General features: G+C 68.5%; 17 protein-coding genes. 13 read left to right on the plus strand and 4 right to left on the minus strand.

The annotated features are described in order from the left end of the window. Window positions 1–41: 41 nt before the first annotated feature. A complete protein-coding gene (locus ACVN9Z_RS18630) occupies window positions 42–635 on the plus strand; it encodes a nitroreductase family protein (protein WP_006386391.1) in 594 nt (197 codons plus the stop codon). A gap of 65 nt (window positions 636–700) precedes the next feature. On the opposite strand, the gene ACVN9Z_RS18635 is transcribed toward ACVN9Z_RS18630, so the two are convergent. After that, entirely contained in the window at window positions 701–1,027 is a 327-nt protein-coding gene (locus ACVN9Z_RS18635; RefSeq protein WP_024068585.1) for a hypothetical protein, read from the minus strand. 168 nt (window positions 1,028–1,195) lie between these two features. Here ACVN9Z_RS18635 and ACVN9Z_RS18640 point away from each other — a divergent pair, with 168 nt between their 5' ends. The 7 genes from ACVN9Z_RS18640 to lpdA all read left to right on the plus strand — a co-directional run bounded on the left by ACVN9Z_RS18640 (window position 1,196) and on the right by lpdA (window position 10,424). Next, window positions 1,196–1,708, plus strand: coding sequence for a sigma-70 family RNA polymerase sigma factor (locus ACVN9Z_RS18640; RefSeq protein ID WP_458212516.1), 513 nt, complete (start codon window positions 1,196–1,198; stop codon window positions 1,706–1,708). Then, window positions 1,705–2,676, plus strand: a complete 972-nt coding sequence (locus ACVN9Z_RS18645; protein WP_054444273.1) for a FecR family protein — start codon at window positions 1,705–1,707, stop codon at window positions 2,674–2,676. The genes ACVN9Z_RS18640 and ACVN9Z_RS18645 overlap by 4 nt, the downstream gene beginning before the upstream one ends. 61 nt (window positions 2,677–2,737) lie before the next feature. Beyond that, entirely contained in the window at window positions 2,738–5,140 is a 2,403-nt protein-coding gene (locus ACVN9Z_RS18650) for a TonB-dependent siderophore receptor (RefSeq protein WP_458212517.1), read from the plus strand. A 241-nt stretch (window positions 5,141–5,381) separates the two neighbouring features. Then, the gene (locus tag ACVN9Z_RS18655) at window positions 5,382–6,614 is read left to right on the plus strand and encodes a 3-methyl-2-oxobutanoate dehydrogenase (2-methylpropanoyl-transferring) subunit alpha (RefSeq protein ID WP_054432036.1); all 1,233 of its coding nucleotides are present in this window, start codon (window positions 5,382–5,384) and stop codon (window positions 6,612–6,614) included. 3 nt (window positions 6,615–6,617) lie between these two features. After that, entirely contained in the window at window positions 6,618–7,661 is a 1,044-nt protein-coding gene (locus ACVN9Z_RS18660) for an alpha-ketoacid dehydrogenase subunit beta (protein WP_020927269.1), read from the plus strand. Window position 7,662: 1 nt separating this feature from the next. After that, a complete protein-coding gene (locus ACVN9Z_RS18665) occupies window positions 7,663–9,018 on the plus strand; it encodes a dihydrolipoamide acetyltransferase family protein (RefSeq protein WP_238876482.1) in 1,356 nt (451 codons plus the stop codon). 2 nt (window positions 9,019–9,020) lie between these two features. Beyond that, window positions 9,021–10,424, plus strand: a complete 1,404-nt coding sequence (lpdA, locus tag ACVN9Z_RS18670; RefSeq protein WP_107316537.1) for a dihydrolipoyl dehydrogenase — start codon at window positions 9,021–9,023, stop codon at window positions 10,422–10,424. 174 nt (window positions 10,425–10,598) lie between these two features. Here the strand turns inward: lpdA and ACVN9Z_RS18675 are convergent, their stop codons facing one another. Then, window positions 10,599–12,638: a PEP/pyruvate-binding domain-containing protein gene (locus ACVN9Z_RS18675; RefSeq protein ID WP_238876483.1), complete on the minus strand. Its 2,040-nt coding sequence runs from the start codon at window positions 12,636–12,638 to the stop codon at window positions 10,599–10,601. 246 nt (window positions 12,639–12,884) lie between these two features. Here ACVN9Z_RS18675 and ACVN9Z_RS18680 point away from each other — a divergent pair, with 246 nt between their 5' ends. Next, on the plus strand, window positions 12,885–13,070 hold the full coding sequence (locus ACVN9Z_RS18680; protein ID WP_006386381.1) for a type II toxin-antitoxin system HicA family toxin: 186 nt from the start codon (window positions 12,885–12,887) through the stop codon (window positions 13,068–13,070). A 75-nt stretch (window positions 13,071–13,145) separates the two neighbouring features. Beyond that, window positions 13,146–13,565 (plus strand): type II toxin-antitoxin system HicB family antitoxin, encoded by a 420-nt coding sequence (locus ACVN9Z_RS18685; RefSeq protein ID WP_006386380.1) that lies wholly within the window; start codon window positions 13,146–13,148, stop codon window positions 13,563–13,565. A gap of 90 nt (window positions 13,566–13,655) precedes the next feature. On the opposite strand, the gene argH is transcribed toward ACVN9Z_RS18685, so the two are convergent. Next, on the minus strand, window positions 13,656–15,074 hold the full coding sequence (argH, locus tag ACVN9Z_RS18690) for an argininosuccinate lyase (RefSeq protein WP_054482408.1): 1,419 nt from the start codon (window positions 15,072–15,074) through the stop codon (window positions 13,656–13,658). A 211-nt stretch (window positions 15,075–15,285) separates the two neighbouring features. Between argH and ACVN9Z_RS18695 the strand changes: the two genes are divergently transcribed. The 3 genes from ACVN9Z_RS18695 to ACVN9Z_RS18705 all read left to right on the plus strand — a co-directional run bounded on the left by ACVN9Z_RS18695 (window position 15,286) and on the right by ACVN9Z_RS18705 (window position 19,254). Beyond that, complete coding sequence (locus ACVN9Z_RS18695) at window positions 15,286–16,617, plus strand: mechanosensitive ion channel family protein (RefSeq protein ID WP_054448720.1); 1,332 nt, start codon at window positions 15,286–15,288, stop codon at window positions 16,615–16,617. Between the two features lie 93 nt (window positions 16,618–16,710). Continuing rightward, entirely contained in the window at window positions 16,711–18,777 is a 2,067-nt protein-coding gene (locus tag ACVN9Z_RS18700) for an NAD(+) synthase (protein ID WP_458213517.1), read from the plus strand. 138 nt (window positions 18,778–18,915) lie between these two features. After that, window positions 18,916–19,254 (plus strand): P-II family nitrogen regulator, encoded by a 339-nt coding sequence (locus tag ACVN9Z_RS18705; protein ID WP_006386376.1) that lies wholly within the window; start codon window positions 18,916–18,918, stop codon window positions 19,252–19,254. Window positions 19,255–19,819: 565 nt separating this feature from the next. On the opposite strand, the gene gspF is transcribed toward ACVN9Z_RS18705, so the two are convergent. Then, entirely contained in the window at window positions 19,820–21,025 is a 1,206-nt protein-coding gene (gene gspF / locus ACVN9Z_RS18710) for a type II secretion system inner membrane protein GspF (protein WP_020927277.1), read from the minus strand. Window positions 21,026–21,094 lie beyond the last annotated feature (69 nt).

The raw sequence follows: 21,094 nt of genomic DNA on the forward strand, positions 1-21,094 counted from the left end.
TTTGGGAAACCGCCAGAATTCCGTAACTTGTGCCTGCCTCCATGACCCAGACCGCCACCGCCACGCCCCTGCACGCCATCACCTCGCGCCGTTCCGTCAAGTTCCTGCGGGCGCCGGCGCCCAAGCCCGACGAACTCGAACAGATCCTGCAGGCCGCCATGTCGGCCCCCGACCACGGCGCGCTGCGTCCCTGGCGTTTCGTGGTGATCAAAGGCGAGGCCATCGGCAAGCTGGCCGACGTGGCGCTGGAAGCCGTCAAGCGCAGCGGCGACCCGCGCATGACGCCGGAAAAGGAAAAGTCGGTGCGCGAGTGGATGGCCGGCGTGCCGCTGTTCGTCGCCGTGGCGCAGAAGATCGCCCACGACAACACCAAGATCCCCGAGGCCGAGCAACTGCTGGCCACTGGCTGCGCCACCATGAACATCCTGAATGCCGCCCACATGCTGGGCTATGGCGCGTTCTGGAGCACCGGCATCGGCACCTACGTCGAAGACGTGCAGGCGGCGCTGGGCCTGGATTCGCTCGACTACCGCTTCCTCGGCTTCCTGGCGATCGGCACCCCGGCGTGCGCGGTGCCGCCGGCCAACCGCCCGGACTACCGCGAGTTCGTCACCGAGTGGACCGGTCCGGCCTGAGGCGCGTCGTGGTTCGATAAAAAACCGGCCGCTGGCCGGTTTTTTCGTGTTGCGAGCGGCGTGGCCTACCGTTGCGACGCGATGGGCCGGAAGGCCGCGCGCACCAGTTTCTCCAGGCCCCAGCCCACGAAATAGAAGAGGGCCAGCGTGGGCAGCCCGATCAGCAGGTAGCCGCCGGTCCACGACAGGTCGCCCAGCAGCCGGTCCAGGTTCAGGTCGTGCAGCAGCGCAAGCTGCAAGGCCAAGGGCAGTTGCAGCAGAATGAAGCGGCCCTTGTCGTCGCCGTCGGCCGACAGCGCGCCGGCGATGCAAAGGATGACGACGGCGAGGTAAAGCGCGGCAAACACGATGCCGGTCCAGCTGAACCATTTCGAGGCGGTCAATCGAGGCACGTCGGTTTCCTGGGAAATCGGAAGGTGCAAGTATAGAGGTCGCCCAGGCGCAGGCCGTCGACCCCGGTCGGCGTTGCTCGCCGTCCGGCTTCACGGAGCAGGCTTGCGCAGCCATCAATAAATGACAATAATTCTTATTGTTGATTAGCCCGCCCTCCCATTCCCTCCATGTCCCATCCTGCGCAGCCGACGCCGCACACCGCCGCCCAGCTGTACGAGGCCCATCATCCGTGGTTGCTGGAATGGCTGCGTCGCCGGCTGGGTTGCCGCCATGATGCCGCCGACCTGGCGCACGACACTTTCGTGCGGGTACTGGCCGGCCGCCCGACCGAGCCGATCCACGAACCCCGCGCGTTCCTGACCACGCTGGCGCAACGCACGCTGTACACGTTCTGGCGCCGCCGCGAACTCGAGCGCGCCTATCTTGACAGCCTCGAGGCCCTGCCGCGTGCCAGCGTTCCCAGCGAAGAGCAGCGCGCCTTGGTGGTCGAGGCCCTGATGCAGATCGACCGGGCCTTGCAGCGCCTGCCGGCGCGCGTCCGGCAGATCTTTCTCCTGAGCCAGTTGCATGAGCTGACCTATCCGCAGATCGCCGAACGCCTTGGCGTATCCGCCATCACCGTCCGCCGCGGCATGAAGCAGGCCATCACGCTGTGCGTGGCGGCGCGCCTGGCCGCATGAGCGTGCCCGCGCTGCCGGCCGTCGTCGAGGCTGCGGTCGACTGGATGGTGCTGCTGTCGTCGGGCGAGGCGGCCGAGGCCGATCGCGTCCGCTTCGAGGCCTGGCTCCAGGCCGATCCCCGTCACGCCGCCGCCTGGCAGACGGTTGCCGGCGCCGTCAAAACCACTTTTGCACCGCTGGGCGACGGCGCCTCGATCCAGGCCGCGGGCGCGGCGCTGCTGGCGCCGGTCTCGCGTCGCCGCGCGCTGCGCAATGCCCTGCTGCTGGCGCTGGCGGCCGGCGGACTCGCTGCCCTGGTCGACCGCCAGACGCCGTTGCGGACCCTGGCCGCCGACCTGCGCACCGGGACGGGCGAACGCCATACCTATCCGCTGCCGGACGGCAGCGAGGTCACGCTGAACGCGCGTTCGGCCGTCGACCTGGCGTTCGGCGGCCGCGCCCGCGTGCTGCGGCTGCGCGCGGGCGCGGTGTACGTGCGGGTCGCGGCCGACGCCGCGCGGCCCTTCATCGTCGCCAGTCCCGATGGCGAGGTGCAGGCGCTGGGCACGGTGTTCGGCGTGGCGCGCGACGAGCAGGGCAGCGTCGCCTGTGTGATCGAGCACAGCGTCGAAGTCCGCGCGGCGGGCCAGCGGCGCGTCCTGGCGGCGGGAGAGGGCGCGCGCTTCGGGGCGGATGGCATCGGCGCGTCGGATGCCGCGCTGGCCGAAACCGCGGCCTGGCACGACGGCATGCTGGTGGTGCGCGACCAGCCGCTGGGCGCGGTGGTGGCGGCGTTGCGGCCCTACCGGCGCGGCTTCCTGCGCATTTCACCCGAGGCCGCGCGGTTGCGGGTGCTGGGCGCCTTTCCGCTGGACGATACCGATCGGGTACTGGAATCCCTGCGCCAGACCCTGCCGATCGAGGTCGGCGGGCTGGGCGGCTGGCTGGTCAGCATCGACCTGCGCGCCGATGCCGCCGAAAAAAAATGATCGCTTGCGGCGGGCTCGCTGGACATACCTCCTGAAGCACCCCCTTGTCGCAGGAGATTCCATGTTCCCCGTTCGTCCCGCGCCGCAGCTGGCGGCCGCGTTCCTCATTGCCCTGGCCGCGCCGGCCGCTATCGCCCAGGCGCAGGCGGGCGCCCAATCGGGCGCGTCCCTGGCGCAGCGCTACGATCTGCCCGCCGCGCCGCTGGCCGAGACCCTGACCCGCATCGCGCGCCAGAGCGGCCGCGCGGTGTCGGTCGATCCGGCGCTGGTGGCGGGCCGCCAGGCGCCAGCCGTGGCCGGCACCTACACGACCGAGCAGGCCTTGCGCCAGGCGCTGGCGGGCAGCGGCCTGGAATTGCGCATCACCGCCAACGGCACCTTCAGCGCGCGGCCCCTGCCGCAGACGGGCGGGGCGGCCCTGCTGGAGCCGGTGCGCGTGACCGGCGCGGCGGAATCGGCCACAGGCCCGTTGCATGGCTACGCCGCCCATGTCAGCGCCACCGGCACCAAGACCGATACGCCCATCATCGAGACGCCGCAGTCGATCACGGTGGTCGGCACCGAGGAAATCGAGACGCTCAAGGCGCAGAGCCTGCAGGACGCGTTGGGCTACGTGGCGGGCGTGAGCCGCGCCGAGGGCCAGGACCGCACGTCCGACAGCCTGTTCCTGCGCGGCTTTCGCGGCACCCAGGGCAGCTACTATCGCGATGGCACGCTGTACACCGTGAACATCTACAACGGACGGCAGGAACTGTACGGGCTGGAACGGGTCGAGTTCCTCAAGGGCGCGGCCTCGGTGCTCTACGGCGCGGCGCCGCCGGGGGGCGTCATCAATACGGTCAGCAAGCGTCCCACCACCGAGCCGTTGCATGAACTGAATGTCGAGGCGGGCAACTTCCGCCGCAAGCAGATCTCCGGCGACTTCGGCGGCGCGCTCGATGACGAGGGAAAATGGTCGTACCGCCTGACCGCCCTGAAGCGCGACAGCGATACCTTCATCGATCACGTGCCGGACGATCGGACCTACGTGGCCCCGGCCCTCAAGTGGCAACCCAGCGACGCCACTTCGCTGACCCTGCTGGCGGAGTACCAGGAGGACCGCACGGTCTACGTCTACGGCCTGCCTGGCCAGGGCACGGTGCTGCCCAATCCCAATGGCAGGATTCCGCGCAATCGCTTCACGGGCGAACCGGGCTTCGACAAGTTCATCATGAAGCGCTATTCGATCGGCTACCTGTTCGAACACGCGTTCACGGACCAGTTCAAGCTGCGCAACAGCGTGCGCTACTTCCACGCGGACAGCACTTATTTCTCCACCGACATCTGGCAGTTGCAGGCCGACCAGCGCCACACCGCCGATCGCGGCGCGATGCCGCGCTGGGACCGGTCTTCGGCGGTTGTGGCCGATACATCGCTGCAGTACGGCGCCACCACCGGCCCGCTGCGCCACACGCTGCTGGCGGGCCTGGACTACTCGCTGCCCAGGCACGAGACCGAGCGCTACCTGCGCGGCAACACCAACATCGATCTCTATGACCCCGTCTATGGCGTCCCGCTGGGACCGGCTACGCCGTTCCCGTGGTCGTCCTCGAAAACCGACATGAAGCGCCTGGGGGTCTACCTGCAGGATCAGGTCAAGATCGCCGATAAGTGGGTGCTGCTGCTGGGCGGCCGGCACGATTGGGTCACGGTCAACGAACGCAATTTCTTCACCGGCGAAAAGATCGCGGACAACGAAAAGAGCCAGGCCTTCACCGGCCGCGCCGGCGTCGTCTATCTGGCCGACAACGGCCTGGCGCCGTTCCTGAGCTACAGCGAATCGTTCGAGCCGACCAGCGGCCAGGATCGCCAGGGCAGCCGCTTCAAGCCCACCACCGGCGAGCAGTACGAAGCCGGGCTGCGTTACCAGCCGGCCGGGTCGGACACCATGCTGTCGGCGGCGGTGTACCAACTGACGCGCAAGAACGTGAACGTGGCCGACCCGTTCGATACCAACTACGAAATCCAGGCCGGCCAGGCGCGCACCCGCGGGCTGGAGCTGGAGGCGCGCACCCGCGTCGGCCGCCATGCCAACCTGATCGCCGCCTATGCCTACACCGATGCGCGCACCCTCAAGGCCAGCCCGCTGCAACCGGACGAGGTCGGCAAGCGCCTGAACTCGGTGCCGTTCAACCAGTTCTCGGTCTGGGGCGACTACGGCTTCGGCGCCTTCGGCCTGCCGGGGCTGCGGGTCGGCGCGGGGGTGCGCTACGTCGGCAGCACGCGCGGCCTGGCGCACGGCACGGCGGTCGAGGTACCGTCCTTCACGCTGTTCGATGCCATGGTGAGTTACACCACCGGGCCGTGGAAATTCGCGCTCAACGCCACCAACCTGGCCGACAAGACCTACATCGGCAGTTGCACCTACGGTTGCTTCTACGGCGAGCCGCGGCGGGTGATCGGCACGGCGACCTACCGCTGGTAAAACCGGACGGGCAGGAGGGGGAAAACCTCCCGCCGCGCGCGCCGGCCGGCCCTGGGCCTGTGCGGCGAGCGAGGCCTGGCGCGGCCCCTGTCTCGGGGCCGCGCCCTGTGCTACTCTGGCTCCCGGCCGTGCATGTTTATCCCTTTGCACAGGCCGACGATGGCAATGTCCGAGGTCACCCCCCTGGGCAGTGTCTTGGTAAGAAGAATGCGCATGACACGATCAAGCGTGGAGACAATTCATGAGCCAATATGGGCCGCTGAAGTTGCACGTCCCCGAGCCTACCGGGCGTCCGGGTTGCAAGACCGACTTTTCCTACCTGCGCCTGTCGCCGCCCGGCGAGGTGCCCAAACCCCCCATTGATGTCGCCGCGATCGACACCGGCAGCCTGGCCTACAGCCTGGTGCGGGTCATCGACGACGACGGCCGCGCCGTCGGCCCGTGGGCGCCGGAGATCAGCGACGAGCTGTTGCGCCGAGGCATGCGCACCATGCTCAAGACGCGCATCTTCGACGGCCGCATGCTGACCGCCCAGCGCAAGAAGAAGATCTCCTTCTACATGCAGAGCCTGGGCGAAGAGGCCATCGGCTCGGCCCACGCGCTGGCGCTGGAGCAGGGCGACATGTGTTTCCCGACCTACCGCCAGCAGAGCATCCTGCTGGCGCGCGACGTGTCGCTGGTGACCATGATGTGCCAGCTCATGTCCAACGAGCGCGACCCGCTCAAGGGGCGCCAGCTGCCGGTCATGTATTCCGACCGCGAGAACGGCTTCTTCACCATCTCGGGCAACCTGGCCACGCAGTTCATCCAGGCGGTGGGCTGGGGCATGGCCTCGGCCATCAAGGGCGACACGCGTATCGCATCGGGCTGGATCGGCGACGGCGCCACCGCCGAGGCGGACTTCCATACCGCGCTGACCTTCGCGCACGTGTACCGCGCGCCGGTGATCCTGAACGTGGTCAACAACCAGTGGGCCATCTCGACCTTCCAGGCCATCGCCGGGGGCGAGGGCGCCACCTTCGCCGGCCGCGGCGTGGGCTGCGGCATCGCCTCGCTGCGGGTCGACGGCAACGATTTCCTGGCGGTCTACGCCGCCTCGCGCTGGGCCGCCGAGCGCGCGCGCAGCAACCTCGGCCCCACCCTGATCGAATGGGTGACCTACCGCGCGGGCCCGCACTCCACCTCTGACGACCCCTCCAAGTACCGCCCCGGCGACGACTGGAGCCACTTCCCGCTGGGCGACCCGATCGAGCGCTTCAAGAAGCACCTGATCCTGCGCGGCATCTGGTCCGAGGCCGAGCACGACGCGGTGCGCGCCGAGCTCGACGCCGAGATCCAGGCGGCGCAGAAGGAAGCGGAAAGCTACGGCACCCTGGTGGACGGCCACGTCCCCAGCGCCGCCAGCATCTTTGAAGACGTCTACAAGGACATGCCGGAGCACCTGCGCCGGCAACGTCAGCAGCTCGGAGTGTGAGTCATGGCTATCGATAACAATGCTGGTCCGGCGTCCGCGCCGATGACCATGATCCAGGCTTTGCGCTCGGCCATGGATGTGATGCTGGAGCGCGACGGCAACGTGGTGGTGTTCGGCCAGGACGTGGGCTATTTCGGCGGCGTGTTCCGCTGCACCGAGGGCCTGCAGGCCAAGTACGGCAGCTCGCGCGTGTTCGACACGCCGATCTCCGAAGGCGGCATCGTCGGCGTGGCGGTGGGCATGGGCGCCTACGGCCTGCGGCCGGTGTGCGAGATCCAGTTCGCCGACTATTTCTATCCGGCCTCCGACCAGATCGTGTCGGAAGCGGCGCGCCTGCGCTACCGCTCGGTGGGCGAATTCATCGCGCCCATGACCATCCGCATGCCTTGCGGCGGCGGCATCTACGGCGGCCAGACCCACAGCCAGAGCCCCGAGGCGATGTTCACCCAAGTGTGCGGGCTGCGCACGGTGATGCCGTCCAACCCCTACGACGCCAAGGGCCTGCTGATCGCGTCCATCGAGAACGACGATCCGGTCATCTTCCTGGAGCCTAAACGCCTGTACAACGGTCCGTTCGACGGCCACCACGACCGTCCCGTGACGCCGTGGACCGGACGCCCGGGCAGCGTGGTGCCGACCGGCTACTACACCGTGCCGCTGGACACCGCCGCCATCGTGCGGCCCGGCAACGCGCTGACGGTGCTGACCTACGGCACCACGGTGCACGTGTCGCTGACCGCGGCCGAGGAAACCGGCATCGACGCCGAGGTCATCGACCTGCGCAGCCTGTGGCCGCTGGATCTGGAGACCATCGTCAACTCGGTCAGGAAGACCGGCCGCTGCGTCGTGGTGCATGAAGCCACGCGCACCTGCGGCTATGGCGCCGAGCTGATCGCGCTGGTGCAAGAACACTGCTTCCATCACCTCGAAGCGCCCGTCGAGCGCGTGACCGGTTGGGACACTCCGTATCCGCACGCGCAGGAATGGGCGTATTTCCCCGGCCCGCGCCGGGTCGGCGAAGCGTTCAAGCGCGCGATGGAGGTGTGAGATGGGTATTCATGTCATCAAGATGCCCGACATCGGCGAAGGCATTGCCGAGGTCGAACTGGTGGGCTGGCACGTCAAGGTGGGCGACACGGTCGCCGAGGACCAGCCGCTGGCCGACGTCATGACCGACAAGGCCACGGTCGAGATCCCGTCGCCCGTGGTCGGTCGCGTGGTCGCGCTGGGCGGGGAAGTCGGCCAGGTGATGGCCGTGGGCGGCGAATTGATCCGCCTGGAAGTGGAAGGCGAAGGCAACGTCAAGGGTGACGTGGCGGCGCAGAAACCGCAGGCCGCGCCCGCGCCGGCGGCAAGCGCGCCGGCCGCCGCGCCGACGCCGGCCAAGGCCGACAAGACCCCGGCCGGCGGCGTTGCCGGCCAGATCGCCGCGTCGCTGCAACCTGCCGCCGCCGCGCCGCAAGCGCCATCCGCGCCGCCCAGCCGTCCGGCCGCCGCGCGCCAGTCCCCCGCCGCGGCCCGCCAACCCGGCGAGAAGCCGCTGGCCTCGCCGGCGGTGCGCAAGCGCGCCTGGGACCTGGGCATCGAGCTGCGCTACGTGCACGGCAGCGGCCCGGCCGGCCGCGTCATGCACGAGGACCTGGACGCCTATCTGCAAGGGCAGGGCGCGGTCACCGCCGCGCGCGGCCCGGCCTACGCCGAGCGCAACGACGAAGAGCAGGTGCCGGTGATCGGCCTGCGCCGCAAGATCGCGCAGAAGATGGCCGAGTCCAAGCGCCGCATTCCGCACTTCAGCTACGTGGAGGAAATCGACGTCACCGAGCTCGAGGACCTGCGCGCCAGCCTGAACGCGAAGTTCGGCGAGTCGCGCGGCAAGCTGACGCTGCTGCCGCTGCTGGCGCGCGCCATGGTGATCGCCCTGCGCGACTTCCCGCAGATCAACGCCCGCTATGACGACGAGGCCGGCCAGGTGACGCGCTATGGCGCGGTGCACATCGGCATCGCCACGCAGAGCGACGGCGGCCTGATGGTGCCGGTGATGCGCCACGCCGAAACCCGCGACCTGTGGTCGATGGCGGCCGAGATCGGCCGGCTGGCGCAGGCGGTGCGCGCCGGCAGCGCCGGACGCGACGAGCTGTCCGGCTCGACCATCACCATCACCAGCCTGGGGCCGCTGGGCGGCATCGTCACCACGCCGGTCATCAACCATCCCGAGGTCGGCATCGTGGGCGTGAACCGCATCGTCGAGCGGCCGGCCTTCCGCAATGGCGCCGTGGTGGCGCGCAAACTGATGAACCTGTCGTCCTCGTTCGACCACCGCGTGGTCGACGGCATGGACGCGGCCCGCTTCATCCAGGCCGTGCGCGCGCTGCTGGAACAACCCGCGCTGCTTTTCGTGGAGTAAGCATGAGCCAGACTACCAAGACGACAACCCTGCTGGTGATCGGCGGCGGGCCTGGCGGCTACGTGGCCGCGATCCGCGCCGGGCAACTGGGCGTGCCCACCATCCTGGTCGAGGGCGACCGGCTGGGCGGCACCTGCCTGAACATCGGCTGCATTCCATCCAAGGCGCTGATCCACGCGGCCGAGGAATTCGACAAGGCGCGGCACTACGCCGGCCAGTCGGCGCTGGGCATCTCGGTGTCGGCGCCCGCCATCGACATTGGCCGCACCGTGGCCTGGAAGGACGGCATCGTCGGCAAGCTGACCGGCGGCGTCGGCGCGCTGCTCAAGAAGAACGGCGTGCAGGTGGTGCAGGGCTGGGCCAGCCTGCTGGACGGCAAGACCGTCGAGGTCGAGAGCGCCGACGGCAGCCGCCAGCGCATCCAGTGCGAGCACCTGCTGCTGGCGGCCGGCTCCGAGCCGACGCCGCTGCCGTCGGTGCCGTTCGGCGGCATGGTGGTGTCCTCGACCGAGGCGCTGTCGCCGGCCGACATCCCGAAGAAGCTGGTGGTGGTGGGCGGCGGCTACATCGGCCTGGAACTGGGCACGGTGTACCGCAAGCTGGGCGCCGAGGTGGCCGTGGTCGAGGCGCAGGACCGCATCCTGCCGACCTATGACGCCGAGCTGACCAAGCCCGTGGCCGCCGCGCTGGCCAGGCTGGGCGTCGAGCTGCACCTGGGCCGCAAGGTGCTGGGGCTGAATGGCGCCGGCACGGCGGTGCGGATCCAGGACGCCAGCGGCGCCGAGACCGCGCTGCCCGCCGACCGGGTGCTGATCGCCGTTGGCCGGCGTCCGCGCACGCAGGGCTGGGGCCTGGAAAACCTGCAACTGGACCGCAAGGGCAACGCGCTGCGCATCGACGACCAGTGCCGCACTTCCATGCGCGACGTCTGGGCCATCGGCGACATCGCCGGCGAACCGATGCTGGCGCACCGCGCCATGGCGCAGGGCGAGATGGTGGCCGAGCTGGTGGCGGGCAAACGCCGCCACTTCCAGCCGGCCGCGATCCCGGCCGTGTGCTTCACCGATCCCGAAGTCGTGGTGGCCGGCCTGTCGCCGGCCGAGGCCGAGGCGGCCGGGCTGGACTGCCTGGCGGCGTCGTTCCCGTTCGCCGCCAACGGCCGCGCCATGACGCTGGAATCCACCGACGGTTTCGTGCGGGTGGTGGCGCGCCGCGACAACCACCTGATCGTGGGTTGGCAGGCGGTGGGGCGCGGGGTGTCGGAACTGTCCGCAGCGTTCGGCCAGTCGCTCGAAATGGGCGCGACGCTGGAGGACGTGGCGGGCACGATCCACGCCCATCCGACCCTGGGCGAAGCGGTGCAGGAAGCCGCGCTCAAGGCGCTGGGGCACGCGCTGCACATCTAGAAGCTGTCGTGGTGTATCCGAAGCCGTGGTGGTGGGCATCCTGCCCGCCGCCGCGGCTTTTTCCTGTGTGGGCCCGGTTGCCGGACGGCATGGGTTGCCCGTGATGCGCGCAGGACACGCGGCGCGGCACGCGCGTTCAAGGCAACAGGCCTTGAACGCCCGCGTTCGTGCTCGCTAGCGGCGCGGGTCGATGTAGGGCCGCGCCTGCAGGATGATGATCTTGTCGCCGACCACCGCCCATTCGATGTCCTGGTCGACCTTGCCCAGGCGCTGCTTGACCTGCCGGCCCACGGCCGCCAGCCGCGCCACCAGCGCGTCGTTCAGCACCTGGCGCGCGTCCGGCGCGATCGGCACTTCGCGCACGCCGCCGCCGGCGTCCGCCACCAATTGCGTGTCCTCGGCCGAGCGGCTCAGCACTTGCACCGCCTTGGACCAGCTCGAATACATCACTTGCTCGGCCTGGCGCTTGCCTTCCACCACCTTGATGCCCAGGCCGCGCTTGGCCGAGATGTAGGTCACGTAGCGGCGGCTGGCGTCGAACGGATCGCGCGTGATCATGACGCCGGAGCTGTCGGACGGCGCCGCCAGCTGCACCAGCACGGCCATCACCACCGCGTCCTGGGGAATCCCGGCCGCGCGCCGCGCTTCGTAGGCGTCGAAGTTGTAGACCGAGGCCCATACCGTCTGCACCGCCTTGGCCAGCGCGTCGGGCTGGGTGACGTTGGGCACGGTGGTGTACAGCCCGGCGCCGCTGAAGCCGGGCAGGTCCTCGGAATTGGACGAGCTGCGCACGAACACGCCCGCGCCCTTCAGGCGCGATTGCCACAGCGCGCGCCAGGATTCGGCCTGCGCCGGGTCGACGGCGGCTTGCATGATGTCCTGGCGCAGGGCGGCCAGTTCCTTGCGCCGCACCTCGGCGTCGGCGATGAAGTCCGGGCGCTGTTCCAGCGCGGCCATGCGCTGCGCCACATTCAGCCGCTTCATGAACGCGGCGTACTGGGCGAACGGGATGCAGAAGCCGTCGGGCACGCTGGCGGCCGGCGGCAATGCGGACCGGAGCGCGCCCAGGTTGGCGGCCTTGACGCCGCAATGGCGGCTGTCGCGCACGGCCAGGGCATCCAGCGGCTTGAGCGCCTGCACGCTAAGGTCGGGCTTGGGCAGTTGCGCGCGCGGCTTGGGCGGCGTGGCCGGCGATTGGCTGGCGGGCTTGTCGCTGGGCCGCACGTGGTAGTCGTTGCCGCTGACGGTCAAGGTGACCCATTGGCCGTCGTACTGGCGCAGCGCGGTGGTGGCGTCGCGCACGTAGGCGTTGGGAATGCCCCAGCCCTTGGCCAGCAGGTTGACGTGCGACAGCAGCGTGGACGGCCGCTGCGTGATCAGGCCGGCCACGGGCGGGATGGCGATCGGCACTTCGTCCAGCACCACGATGTCGTCGCGCTTGAGGTCGGGCGAGGCCTCGATCGAGGCCACGATGCGCAGCCGGCCCTGCGCGCTGCCGGGATTCAGCGGCAGGAAGGCCTGTTCGCGCAGCAGCGCTTCCTGGGTCACGAAGGTCAGGCCGGCCGTGGTGGCGGCCTGTTCGTGCAGGGTCGAGTTGGTCTTGAAGCGGACCGGGGCGTAAAAGCTCTTGGCGACCACCTCGTCGGCCAGCTTCAACAGCTCGGGGGTGAGGCGGTCGCCTTCCCAGAATTCATAGGTATATCCCGGCAGGTCACGCTGCCAGCTGAGGGTGCCGAACAGCAGGCGGCGGTTGGGGTCCTTGTACTGCGCGATCAGCACGGCCTTGTCCTTGCCGGGCAGCAGGCGCCGCTCGCGCGCGAAGGTCTCGTGCAGGCCGTAGCGCGGCGTGTCCAGGTAATGGATGCGATTGCCGCGCTGGCGGTCGATCACGAACAGTACGTGCGGGATTTCCAGCGGCGTGCCGGCGTTGTAGACCCGGGCCAGCTGGCGGAACGCGGCTTCGTTTTCGACCCGGGCCATGAAGGCCGGGCCGCCGCGTCGCGCATCCTCGGCCTTGCGCGCCGCGATCTCCTCGGGGGTGAGCGGCCGGGGGGGCTTGAGGGGTTCGATGACGTTGTTTTCGTACGGCGACGGCTTGCGCGCCGTCTGCGCCTGGGCGGCGGGAAGGGCGGCAAGCGCCAGCAGGCAGGCGGCCGTCAGGATGGCCGGACGGGACAGGGGCGACTGGAACCAAGACGCGCGCAGGGCTGGCATGGGGGAGGGGCTGAGTGGAAAAGCGCCCATCATAGCGAACCCGTCCCCGCCGCTCGTGCGAGATCGGAAACGAGGAATGACACGCCGTGACAGGTAATTTGTTCCGCTAAACGGCGCCCAATCTTCTTGGATGCCTTGCCAGGGGATACGCTCCGACAGTCCGTCATGGCAACATCTGGCGGAGACAACATTTATGTTTTCTTAGACAACTTTATTGTTTAAGCTTGTCTGCACGACGCGCGGGCCATGAAATACAGCGAATTCAAAAAATGGCTTGAGCGGCAAGGAGCGGTTTTTGTTGCGCATCGTTCCGGAAGCAGCCATTTTCGGGTCACGTTGAACGGCGCCACGACGATCTTTCCGTACCATGGCTCCAAGGAAATGGGTAAACACCTTGAACATGAAATCAAGAAGCAGCTCGGATTGAAATAATGACGGATTCAATGCGATCGACGCTCACGCCCTGTGCTCTGCACTTTTCCCCAGTTCGGTAACCGGGAGGCTTACATGCTGACCTATCCGTTCACCCTGACGCTTGATTCCAATCGCACCTGGCTCGTTCGATTTCCAGATATTCCGGAAGCGTTGACGGTTGGTGACGACGAGCAAGAGGCCGCGATCAACGCCAGGGAAGCGCTTGAGGCTGCGCTGGAAATCTACTTTGACGCGCGCCGCCCCATTCCGCTGCCGTCGCCCGTATCGGCGGGGCAGGCGTCGGTGACCTTGCCGGCACTGATCACCAGCAAGGTGTTCCTGTCCAACGAGATGATCCAGCAAGGTGTGCGCAAGGCGGAGTTGGCTCGCCGCATGGGCGTGCACATGCCGCAAGTGGATCGTCTGCTGGATGTGCGGCATGCATCCCGGATCGAGCAGGTCGAGTCGGCGTTGGAGCAGCTTGGGCGGCGCCTGGAGGTGTCGCTGGCCTGATTGCGTTCGTCACGCGAGCGTATCCACCCATGAAAAACGGCCCCGGAAATCCGGGGCCGCTTGTTTTCCCGCCAGGGAATCGCCGGCGTGTTACGCCGCCGTCTCCTGCAGCACGCGGCGGGCTTCCTCGGCCACGCGTTCGGGGGCGGTGCCGCCCACGTGCTTGCGCGCGGCGACCGAGCCTTCCAGCGTCAGCACCTGGTGCACGTCGTCGCCGATGGTCGGGTGATAGGCCTTGAGCTCATCCAGCGACAGGTCGGCCAGGTCGCAGCCGCGCTGTTCGCAGTCGCGCACGGCGTGGGCCACCACTTCGTGGGCGTCGCGGAACGGCACGCCGCGCTTGACCAGGTAGTCGGCCAGGTCGGTGGCGGTGGCGAAGCCCTGCAGCGCGGCGGCGCGCATGTTGTCGGCCTTGACCTTGATGCCGGCGGCCATGTCGGCGAAGATCGTCAGCGTGTCGCGCACGGTGTCGACGGTGTCGAACAGGCCTTCCTTGTCTTCCTGGTTGTCCTTGTTGTAGGCCAGGGGCTGGCCCTTCATCAGGGTCAGCAGGGCGACCAGGTTGCCGTTGACGCGGCCGGTCTTGCCACGCGCCAGTTCAGGCACGTCGGGGTTCTTCTTCTGCGGCATGATCGAGCTGCCGGTGCAGAAGCGGTCGGCCAGGTCGATGAAGCCGACGCGCGGGCTCATCCACAGCACCAGTTCTTCGGACAGGCGCGAGACGTGCGTCATGATCAGCGCGCCGGCGGCGCAGAACTCGATGGCGAAGTCGCGGTCGGAGACGGCGTCGAGCGAATTGCGGCAGACGCCGTCAAAGCCCAGGGTCTTGGCGACGCGTTCGCGGTCGATCGGGAACGAGGTGCCGGCCAGGGCGGCGGCGCCCAGCGGCAGGCGGTTGACGCGGCGGCGGCAGTCGGCCAGGCGCTCGGCGTCGCGGCCGAACATCTCGGCGTAGGCCAGCAGGTGGTGGCCGAACGTGACGGGCTGGGCCACCTGCAGGTGGGTGAAGCCCGGCATGATGGTGGCGGCGTTGTCCAGCGCCACCGTGGCCAGCGCGTGGCGCAGCTGGCGCAGCAGGTCGATCAGGGTGTCGATTTCGTCGCGCAGCCACAGGCGGATGTCGGTGGCCACCTGGTCGTTGCGCGAACGGCCGGTGTGCAGGCGCTTGCCGGCATCGCCGACCAGCTCGACCAGGCGCTTCTCGATGTTCAGGTGCACGTCTTCGAGGTCGAGCAGCCACTGGAAGCTGCCGGCGTCGATTTCCGACAGGATCTGGGTCATGCCGCGCTGGATGTCGGCCAGGTCCTGGGCGCCGATGATGCCCTGGGCCGCCAGCATGTCGGCGTGCGCCAGCGAACCCTGGATGTCGACGCGCGCCAGGCGCTTGTCGAAGTCCACGGACGCCGTGTAGCGTTTGACGAGTTCGGAAACCGGTTCCGAGAACCGGGCGGACCAGGCCTGCGCCTTGTTGGCGAACTGGTTTTGATCGGGGGAGGGAGTGTTTGCCATGATGGCGGGGATTATAGGGCCTGCCCCGGGCGCCTGACGAATCCGGTGCGAGGCAGGGACGCCCCGCTGTTGCGGCTGGAAACTCGCGGCGGCGCGAGTTGTCGGATAATTCAGGGTCATATCCGGCGGTCTACGGCGTTTTTTCATCGCCGAGCCGCCTCAAGATGAAAACGTCCCCACGTTGTTAGAAGAGAGCACACGACCTATGCCCATGGAATGGGAACAGCTGGCCACCGAACTCGATACCTATATGCCGCACCAGCCGTGGGCGCAAACGCTGGTCGGCATCGGCGTGCTGATCCTGACGGCGTTGTTCGTCCAGTGGGTGGTCGCGCGGGTGGTGCTGCTGCTGGCGCACCGGCTGCTGGTGGTCAGCGGCCACGAAGACTGGGACAAGGCCCTGCAGCGCCGCCGCGCCTACCAGAACCTGTGGTACGCGGTGCCGTTCGCGGTAGTGTCGGTGGGCATCGACCTGGTGCCGCACGTCGAGAAGGCCGTCACGCTGGTCGGGCGGCTGGCCCACGCCGGCGCCTGGATCTGCGTGTTCGTGGCGTTTTCCGGGGTGCTGAGCGCCTGGCAGGACACCTATTCGGCCACCACCCGGGCGCAGACGCGCTCGATCAAGGGCTATATCCAGATCAGCAAGCTGATCCTGATGGCGGTGTGCACCGTGTTGGTGCTGTCGATCCTGATCGACCGCTCGCCGCTGTGGATGATCTCCGGCCTGGGCGCGCTGTCGGCGGTGCTGCTGCTGGTGTTCAAGGACACGCTGCTGTCGCTGGTGGCCAGCACGCAGCTCACCAGCAACGACATGCTGCGCATCGGCGACTGGATCGAGATGCCGCAGTCCAACGCCGACGGCTTCGTCAAGGACATCGCCCTGCATACGGTCAAGGTGCAGAACTGGGACAACACCGTCACCACCGTGCCGACCTACAAGCTGTTCTCGGAAAGCTACCGCAACTACCGCCACATGTTCGAGTCGGGCGGCCGGCGCATCAAGCGCACCCTGCGCATCGACGCCAGCAGCGTGCGCTTTCTGACCGACGACGAGGCCCAGCGGCTGATGCGCTTCCGGCTGCTGCACGACTACCTGCGGGTCAAGACGCAGGACATCGCCCAGGCCAACCAGACCATGGGCGAGCTGGCCAGCGTGCCGGCCAACCGCCGCCGCCTGACCAACATCGGCACCTTCCGCGCCTACGGCCTGGCCTACCTGAAGCAGAACCCCGAGGTGCGCCAGGACATGGCGATGATGGTGCGCATGATGGAACCCACCGCCGACGGCATCCCGGTCGAGGTCTATTGCTTCACCGCCGTCACCGCCTGGGTCGAGTACGAGCGCATCCAGGGCGACATCTTCGATCATCTGCTGGCGATCCTGCCGGAACTGGGCCTGCGGCTGTACCAGCAGCCGTCTGGCGCGGACATCGGCGCCATGGGCAGCTACCTGCGCGAGGGCGCCGTCCAGGCCGCGATGGCTGCCGAAGGCGCGCATCACCGCGGCGATCCTGAGCGCTTGGCGCCGCCGTCCGGCGCATGACGCCGTGAGATAATCGCCCGGTAGGATTCCCAGGGCCTGCAGCAGGCCCGTTTCGTGCAGTTCCGTATCAAGGCGCCCCAGGCGATGGATCCGATGTCGAACCCGTTCTTCAACCTGTATTCCCATGGCTTCGCCCGGGTCGCCGTGGGCGTGCCCGAGTGCAAGGTCGCGGACCCGGCCTTCAACGCCGCGCAGACCATCGCGCTGGCGCAGCAGGCGGCCCAGGGCGGCGCCGTGCTGGTGGCGTTCCCCGAACTGGGCCTGTCGGCCTATACCTGCGACGACCTGTTCCACCAGAAGGCCCTCCTGGACGCCTGCGAGGCGGCGCTGGACCAGGTGGCGCGGGCCACGGCCGAGCTGGATATCGCCGTCATCGTCGGCGCGCCGCTGCGGGTGGCGCACCAGCTGTACAACTGCGCCGTGGTCATTGCCGGCGGCCGCATCCTGGGCGTGGTGCCCAAGAGTTTCCTGCCCAACTACAGCGAATTCTACGAAGCGCGCCAGTTCAGCGCGGCCGATTGCGCCGTCGCCACCGAGATCCGCCTGCTGGACCAGACGGTGCCGTTCGGCCCCGAGCTGCTGTTCCAGATGGAAAAGCTGCCGCTGTTCCAGTTCCACGTCGAGATCTGCGAAGACGTCTGGGTGCCGATTCCGCCGTCCTCGTTCGCGGCGCTGGCCGGCGCCACGGTGCTGGTGAACCTGTCGGCCTCGAACATCGTGGTCGGCAAGTCGGCCTACCGCCACCAGTTGGTGGCGCAGCAGTCGGCGCGCTGCCTGGCGGCCTACATGTACACCTCGGCTGGCCGCGGCGAGTCGTCCACCGACCTGGCCTGGGACGGCCAGGCGCTGATCTACGAAAACGGCGAGCTGCTGGGCGAGTCCGAGCGCTTTCTGAACGAGTCGCACCTGCTGTTTGCCGACGTCGACCTGGAGCGCCTGTCGCGCGAGCGCATGCACCAGACCACCTTCGGCCAGTCGGCGCGGCGCCACCGCGATGAAGTGCGCAAGTTCCGCCAGGTGCTGGTGCCGGTCGCGGCGCCGCTGGAGGACGCCGAGCTGCCGCTGGAGCGGCGCGTGCCGCGCTTTCCGTACGTGCCGGCCGACCCCCGGCGCCGCGACGAGCGCTGCAAGGAGGTCTACAACATCCAGGTGCAGGCGCTGGCGCAGAGGCTCTCGGCCAGCGGCATGTCCAAGGTGGTCATCGGCATCTCGGGTGGGCTGGATTCGACCCACGCGCTGCTGGTCTGCGCCCAGGCCATGGACACGCTGGGGCTGCCGCGCGCCAACATCCTGGCCGTGACCATGCCGGGTTTTGCCACCAGCACGCGCACCCTGCAGCAGGCGCGCCAGCTGATGGCGGTGGTGGGCTGCACGGCCTCCGAGGTCGACATCCGCCCCAGCTGCCTGCAGATGCTCAAGGACCTCGGCCATCCCTATGCCGACGGCCAGCCGGTGTACGACATCACGTTCGAGAATGTGCAGGCCGGCGAGCGCACCAACCACCTGTTCCGCATCGCCAATTTCAACAACGCCATCGTCATCGGCACGGGCGACCTGAGCGAGCTGGCGCTGGGCTGGTGCACCTATGGCGTGGGCGACCACATGTCGCATTACAGCGTCAACGCCAGCGTGCCCAAGACACTGATCACGCACCTGGTGCGCTGGGTGGCCGAATCCGGCCGCCTGGGCGAGGCGGGCGCGGCGGTGCTGCTGGACGTGCTGGGCACGGATGTCAGCCCCGAACTGGTGCCGGGCGGCGACGACGGCAAGCCGACCCAGAAGAGCGAAGACACGATCGGGCCCTACGAGCTGCAGGATTTCAACCTGTACTACACGCTGCGCTACGGTTTCGCGCCGACCAAGGTGGCGTTCCTGGCGCTGGCGGCCTGGCGCGACCGCGATGCCGGCGCCTGGCCGGAAGGCGGCCACGTGGCGCGCAACCAGTACGACCTGGCGGCCATCAAGCGCAACCTGAAGATCTTCCTGGACCGGTTCTTCCGTCTCAGCCAGTTCAAGCGCACTTGCGTGCCGAACGCGCCCAAGGTGGGCTCGGGCGGGTCGCTGTCGCCGCGTGGCGACTGGCGCGCGCCGAGCGATTCCGAGTCGGTGGTGTGGATGCGCGACGCCGACCGGATTCCCGACCAGACGCCGCCGGCCTGACCGGTCTGCGGGTTTTCCCGGCAGGCCAGGCGCCGGGCTTGGCGGGCCGGGCGCCGGTGGTATTCTCTCAATCATCGTGCCCTGGTCCGATATGTACCCCGGGGCGCCGCAACAGATCGAACAATCAGGACGACCAACGTGAAACAAGTCACCGCCATCATCAAACCCTTCAAGCTCGACGAAGTCCGCGAAGCGCTGGCCGAGGTCGGCGTCAGCGGGCTGACCGTGACCGAAGTGAAGGGGTTCGGGCGCCAGAAGGGGCATACCGAGCTTTACCGCGGGGCGGAATACGTGGTGGATTTCCTGCCGAAGATCCGCGTCGAGGTGGTGCTGCCGGATGACCAGGTCGAGGCAGCGATCGAGGCGGTGGTGAAGGCGGCCCGTACCGGCAAGATCGGGGATGGCAAGATCTTCGTGACGCCGGTGGAACAGGCCATCCGGATTCGGACGGGGGAGAGCGACGAAGAGGCGCTTTGAATTTGCGCTGGATTCGGTTTTGGGTTGGCTGTCGGGGGGATCGTTATGGTCTCCCCGAAGTTTTTTTGGCAGGTGTTGTGTTCTTGGGCCGCCCGGCGCGCTGACGCGACGGGTGCGGGCGCCAACGATTGCGGTCCGGAGCGTTCGCTCCGGACTGCCCCTTCGTCATCTTCGTTGTCGCCTGCGGCGACTGCCTTCAGATTCCCTCGGGCGCATCGACGGCGCCCGCACCCGTCACGCCAGCGCGCCGGGCTCGCACCTTTGAGAAATGAAGCGCTGCTGCGGCGGCTGCCTGCGGAGGACTTGCGGGGCCCGCCCGAGACGGCCGCGCGGGCGGCCGCCTCGGGCATACGCGGTGGCAGGCGTCGACCGGTGTCGCTTCGCGCTGGGGTAGAGAGGGGGAGTGGCTGCGGCTTTGACTGGCGGCGTCTTTGATGCGCGTTTTGCCTGATGGTTTGCGTGTTGTTCGTCGTGAATGTTTAGCGGTTGGTCGCCGCCCCTGTTGGCGTCCGTCATCGACTCTCCGAGGCCCGCGGGTGGACGCGGGCCTTTTCCTTTTGTGCGTCTAGCGGATCAGCTGGTTCATTTCCAGGATCGGCATCATCACGGCCAGCACGATCAGCAGGACGAAGCCGCCCATCAGCAGGATGAGAGCGGGTTCGAGCAGGGCGGTCATGGCCATGGCGCGGCGTTCGAGGTCGCGGGACAGGTTCTGGGCGCCGCGGTCCAGCAATTCGGGGAGCTGGCCGGTCTTTTCGCCGCTGGCGATGAGGTGGATGAGGAGCGAGGGGAAGGCTTTTTGCGCGGCCAGCGAGGCCGATAGCGAGGCGCCTTCGCGCACGCGGGCCGCGGCTTCGTCGACGGCGCCGCGCAGGACGTCGTTGCCGAGGGTGCGGCGGGCGGCTTCGAGGGCGGTGAGCAGGGCGACGCCGCTGCCGCAGAGGATGGCCAGGGTCGAGGCGAAGCGGGCGGCGTTGACGCCGAGCACGAAGCGGCCGGCCAGGGGCAGGCGCAGGACGCGGGCGTGCCAGGCGCGGCGGGCGGCGGGCACGCGCAGGGAGTAACGCCACAGCACGATGGCCAGCGCGATGACGGCGCCGGTGGCCAGGCCCCATTCGCGCACGTAGTCGGACAGCGCCAGCATGATGCGGGTCAGCAGCGGCAGCTGCTGCTTGGCGTGGTTGAAGGCGGACACCACCTGCGGCACCACGTAGCCCAGCAGGAAGACCACGATGATGACGGAGACGCAGGCGACCACGGCGGGGTAGATGAACGCCGTCATGACTTTGCTGCGCAGCGTATTGCGTTCCTCGATGTAGTCGGCCAGTTTTTCCATGACCTGCGCCAGGTCGCCGGATTCCTCGCCGGCGCCGATCAGGGCGCGGTAGATCTCGGGGAAGTCGCGCGGACGCGAGGCCAGCGCGGTGGACAGGCGATGGCCGGCGCGCACATCGTCGCGCACGCCTTCGAGCGTGGCGGCGATGTGTTTCTTCTCGGCCTGTTCGAGCGTGGCGCCGAGCGCGGCGTCCAGCGGCAGGCGGGCGGCGAGCAGGCTGGCGAGCTGGCGCGTGAGCCAGGCCAGGTCGGCGTCGGACAGGCGCGTGCGCAGGGCGGCGCCCAGGCCTTCGGCGCGCGCGGCGGGAGAGGTCGACAGGGGCAGCAGGCCGCGGCCGCGCAGCTGGTTGCGGGCGCCGCGCTCGCTGTCGGCGTCGATCGTGCCGTGCACGATTTTGCCGAGCGCGTCAGTCGCTTCGTAACGAAAGGATGGCATGGTGGGAGGTGGTTCGGGCTCCGCGCCGATCGGCGCAAAGGCCCGTAAATCAAGGCTTTGCAGCCCGTC

This window comes from Achromobacter sp. KK8, assembly GCF_054188005.1.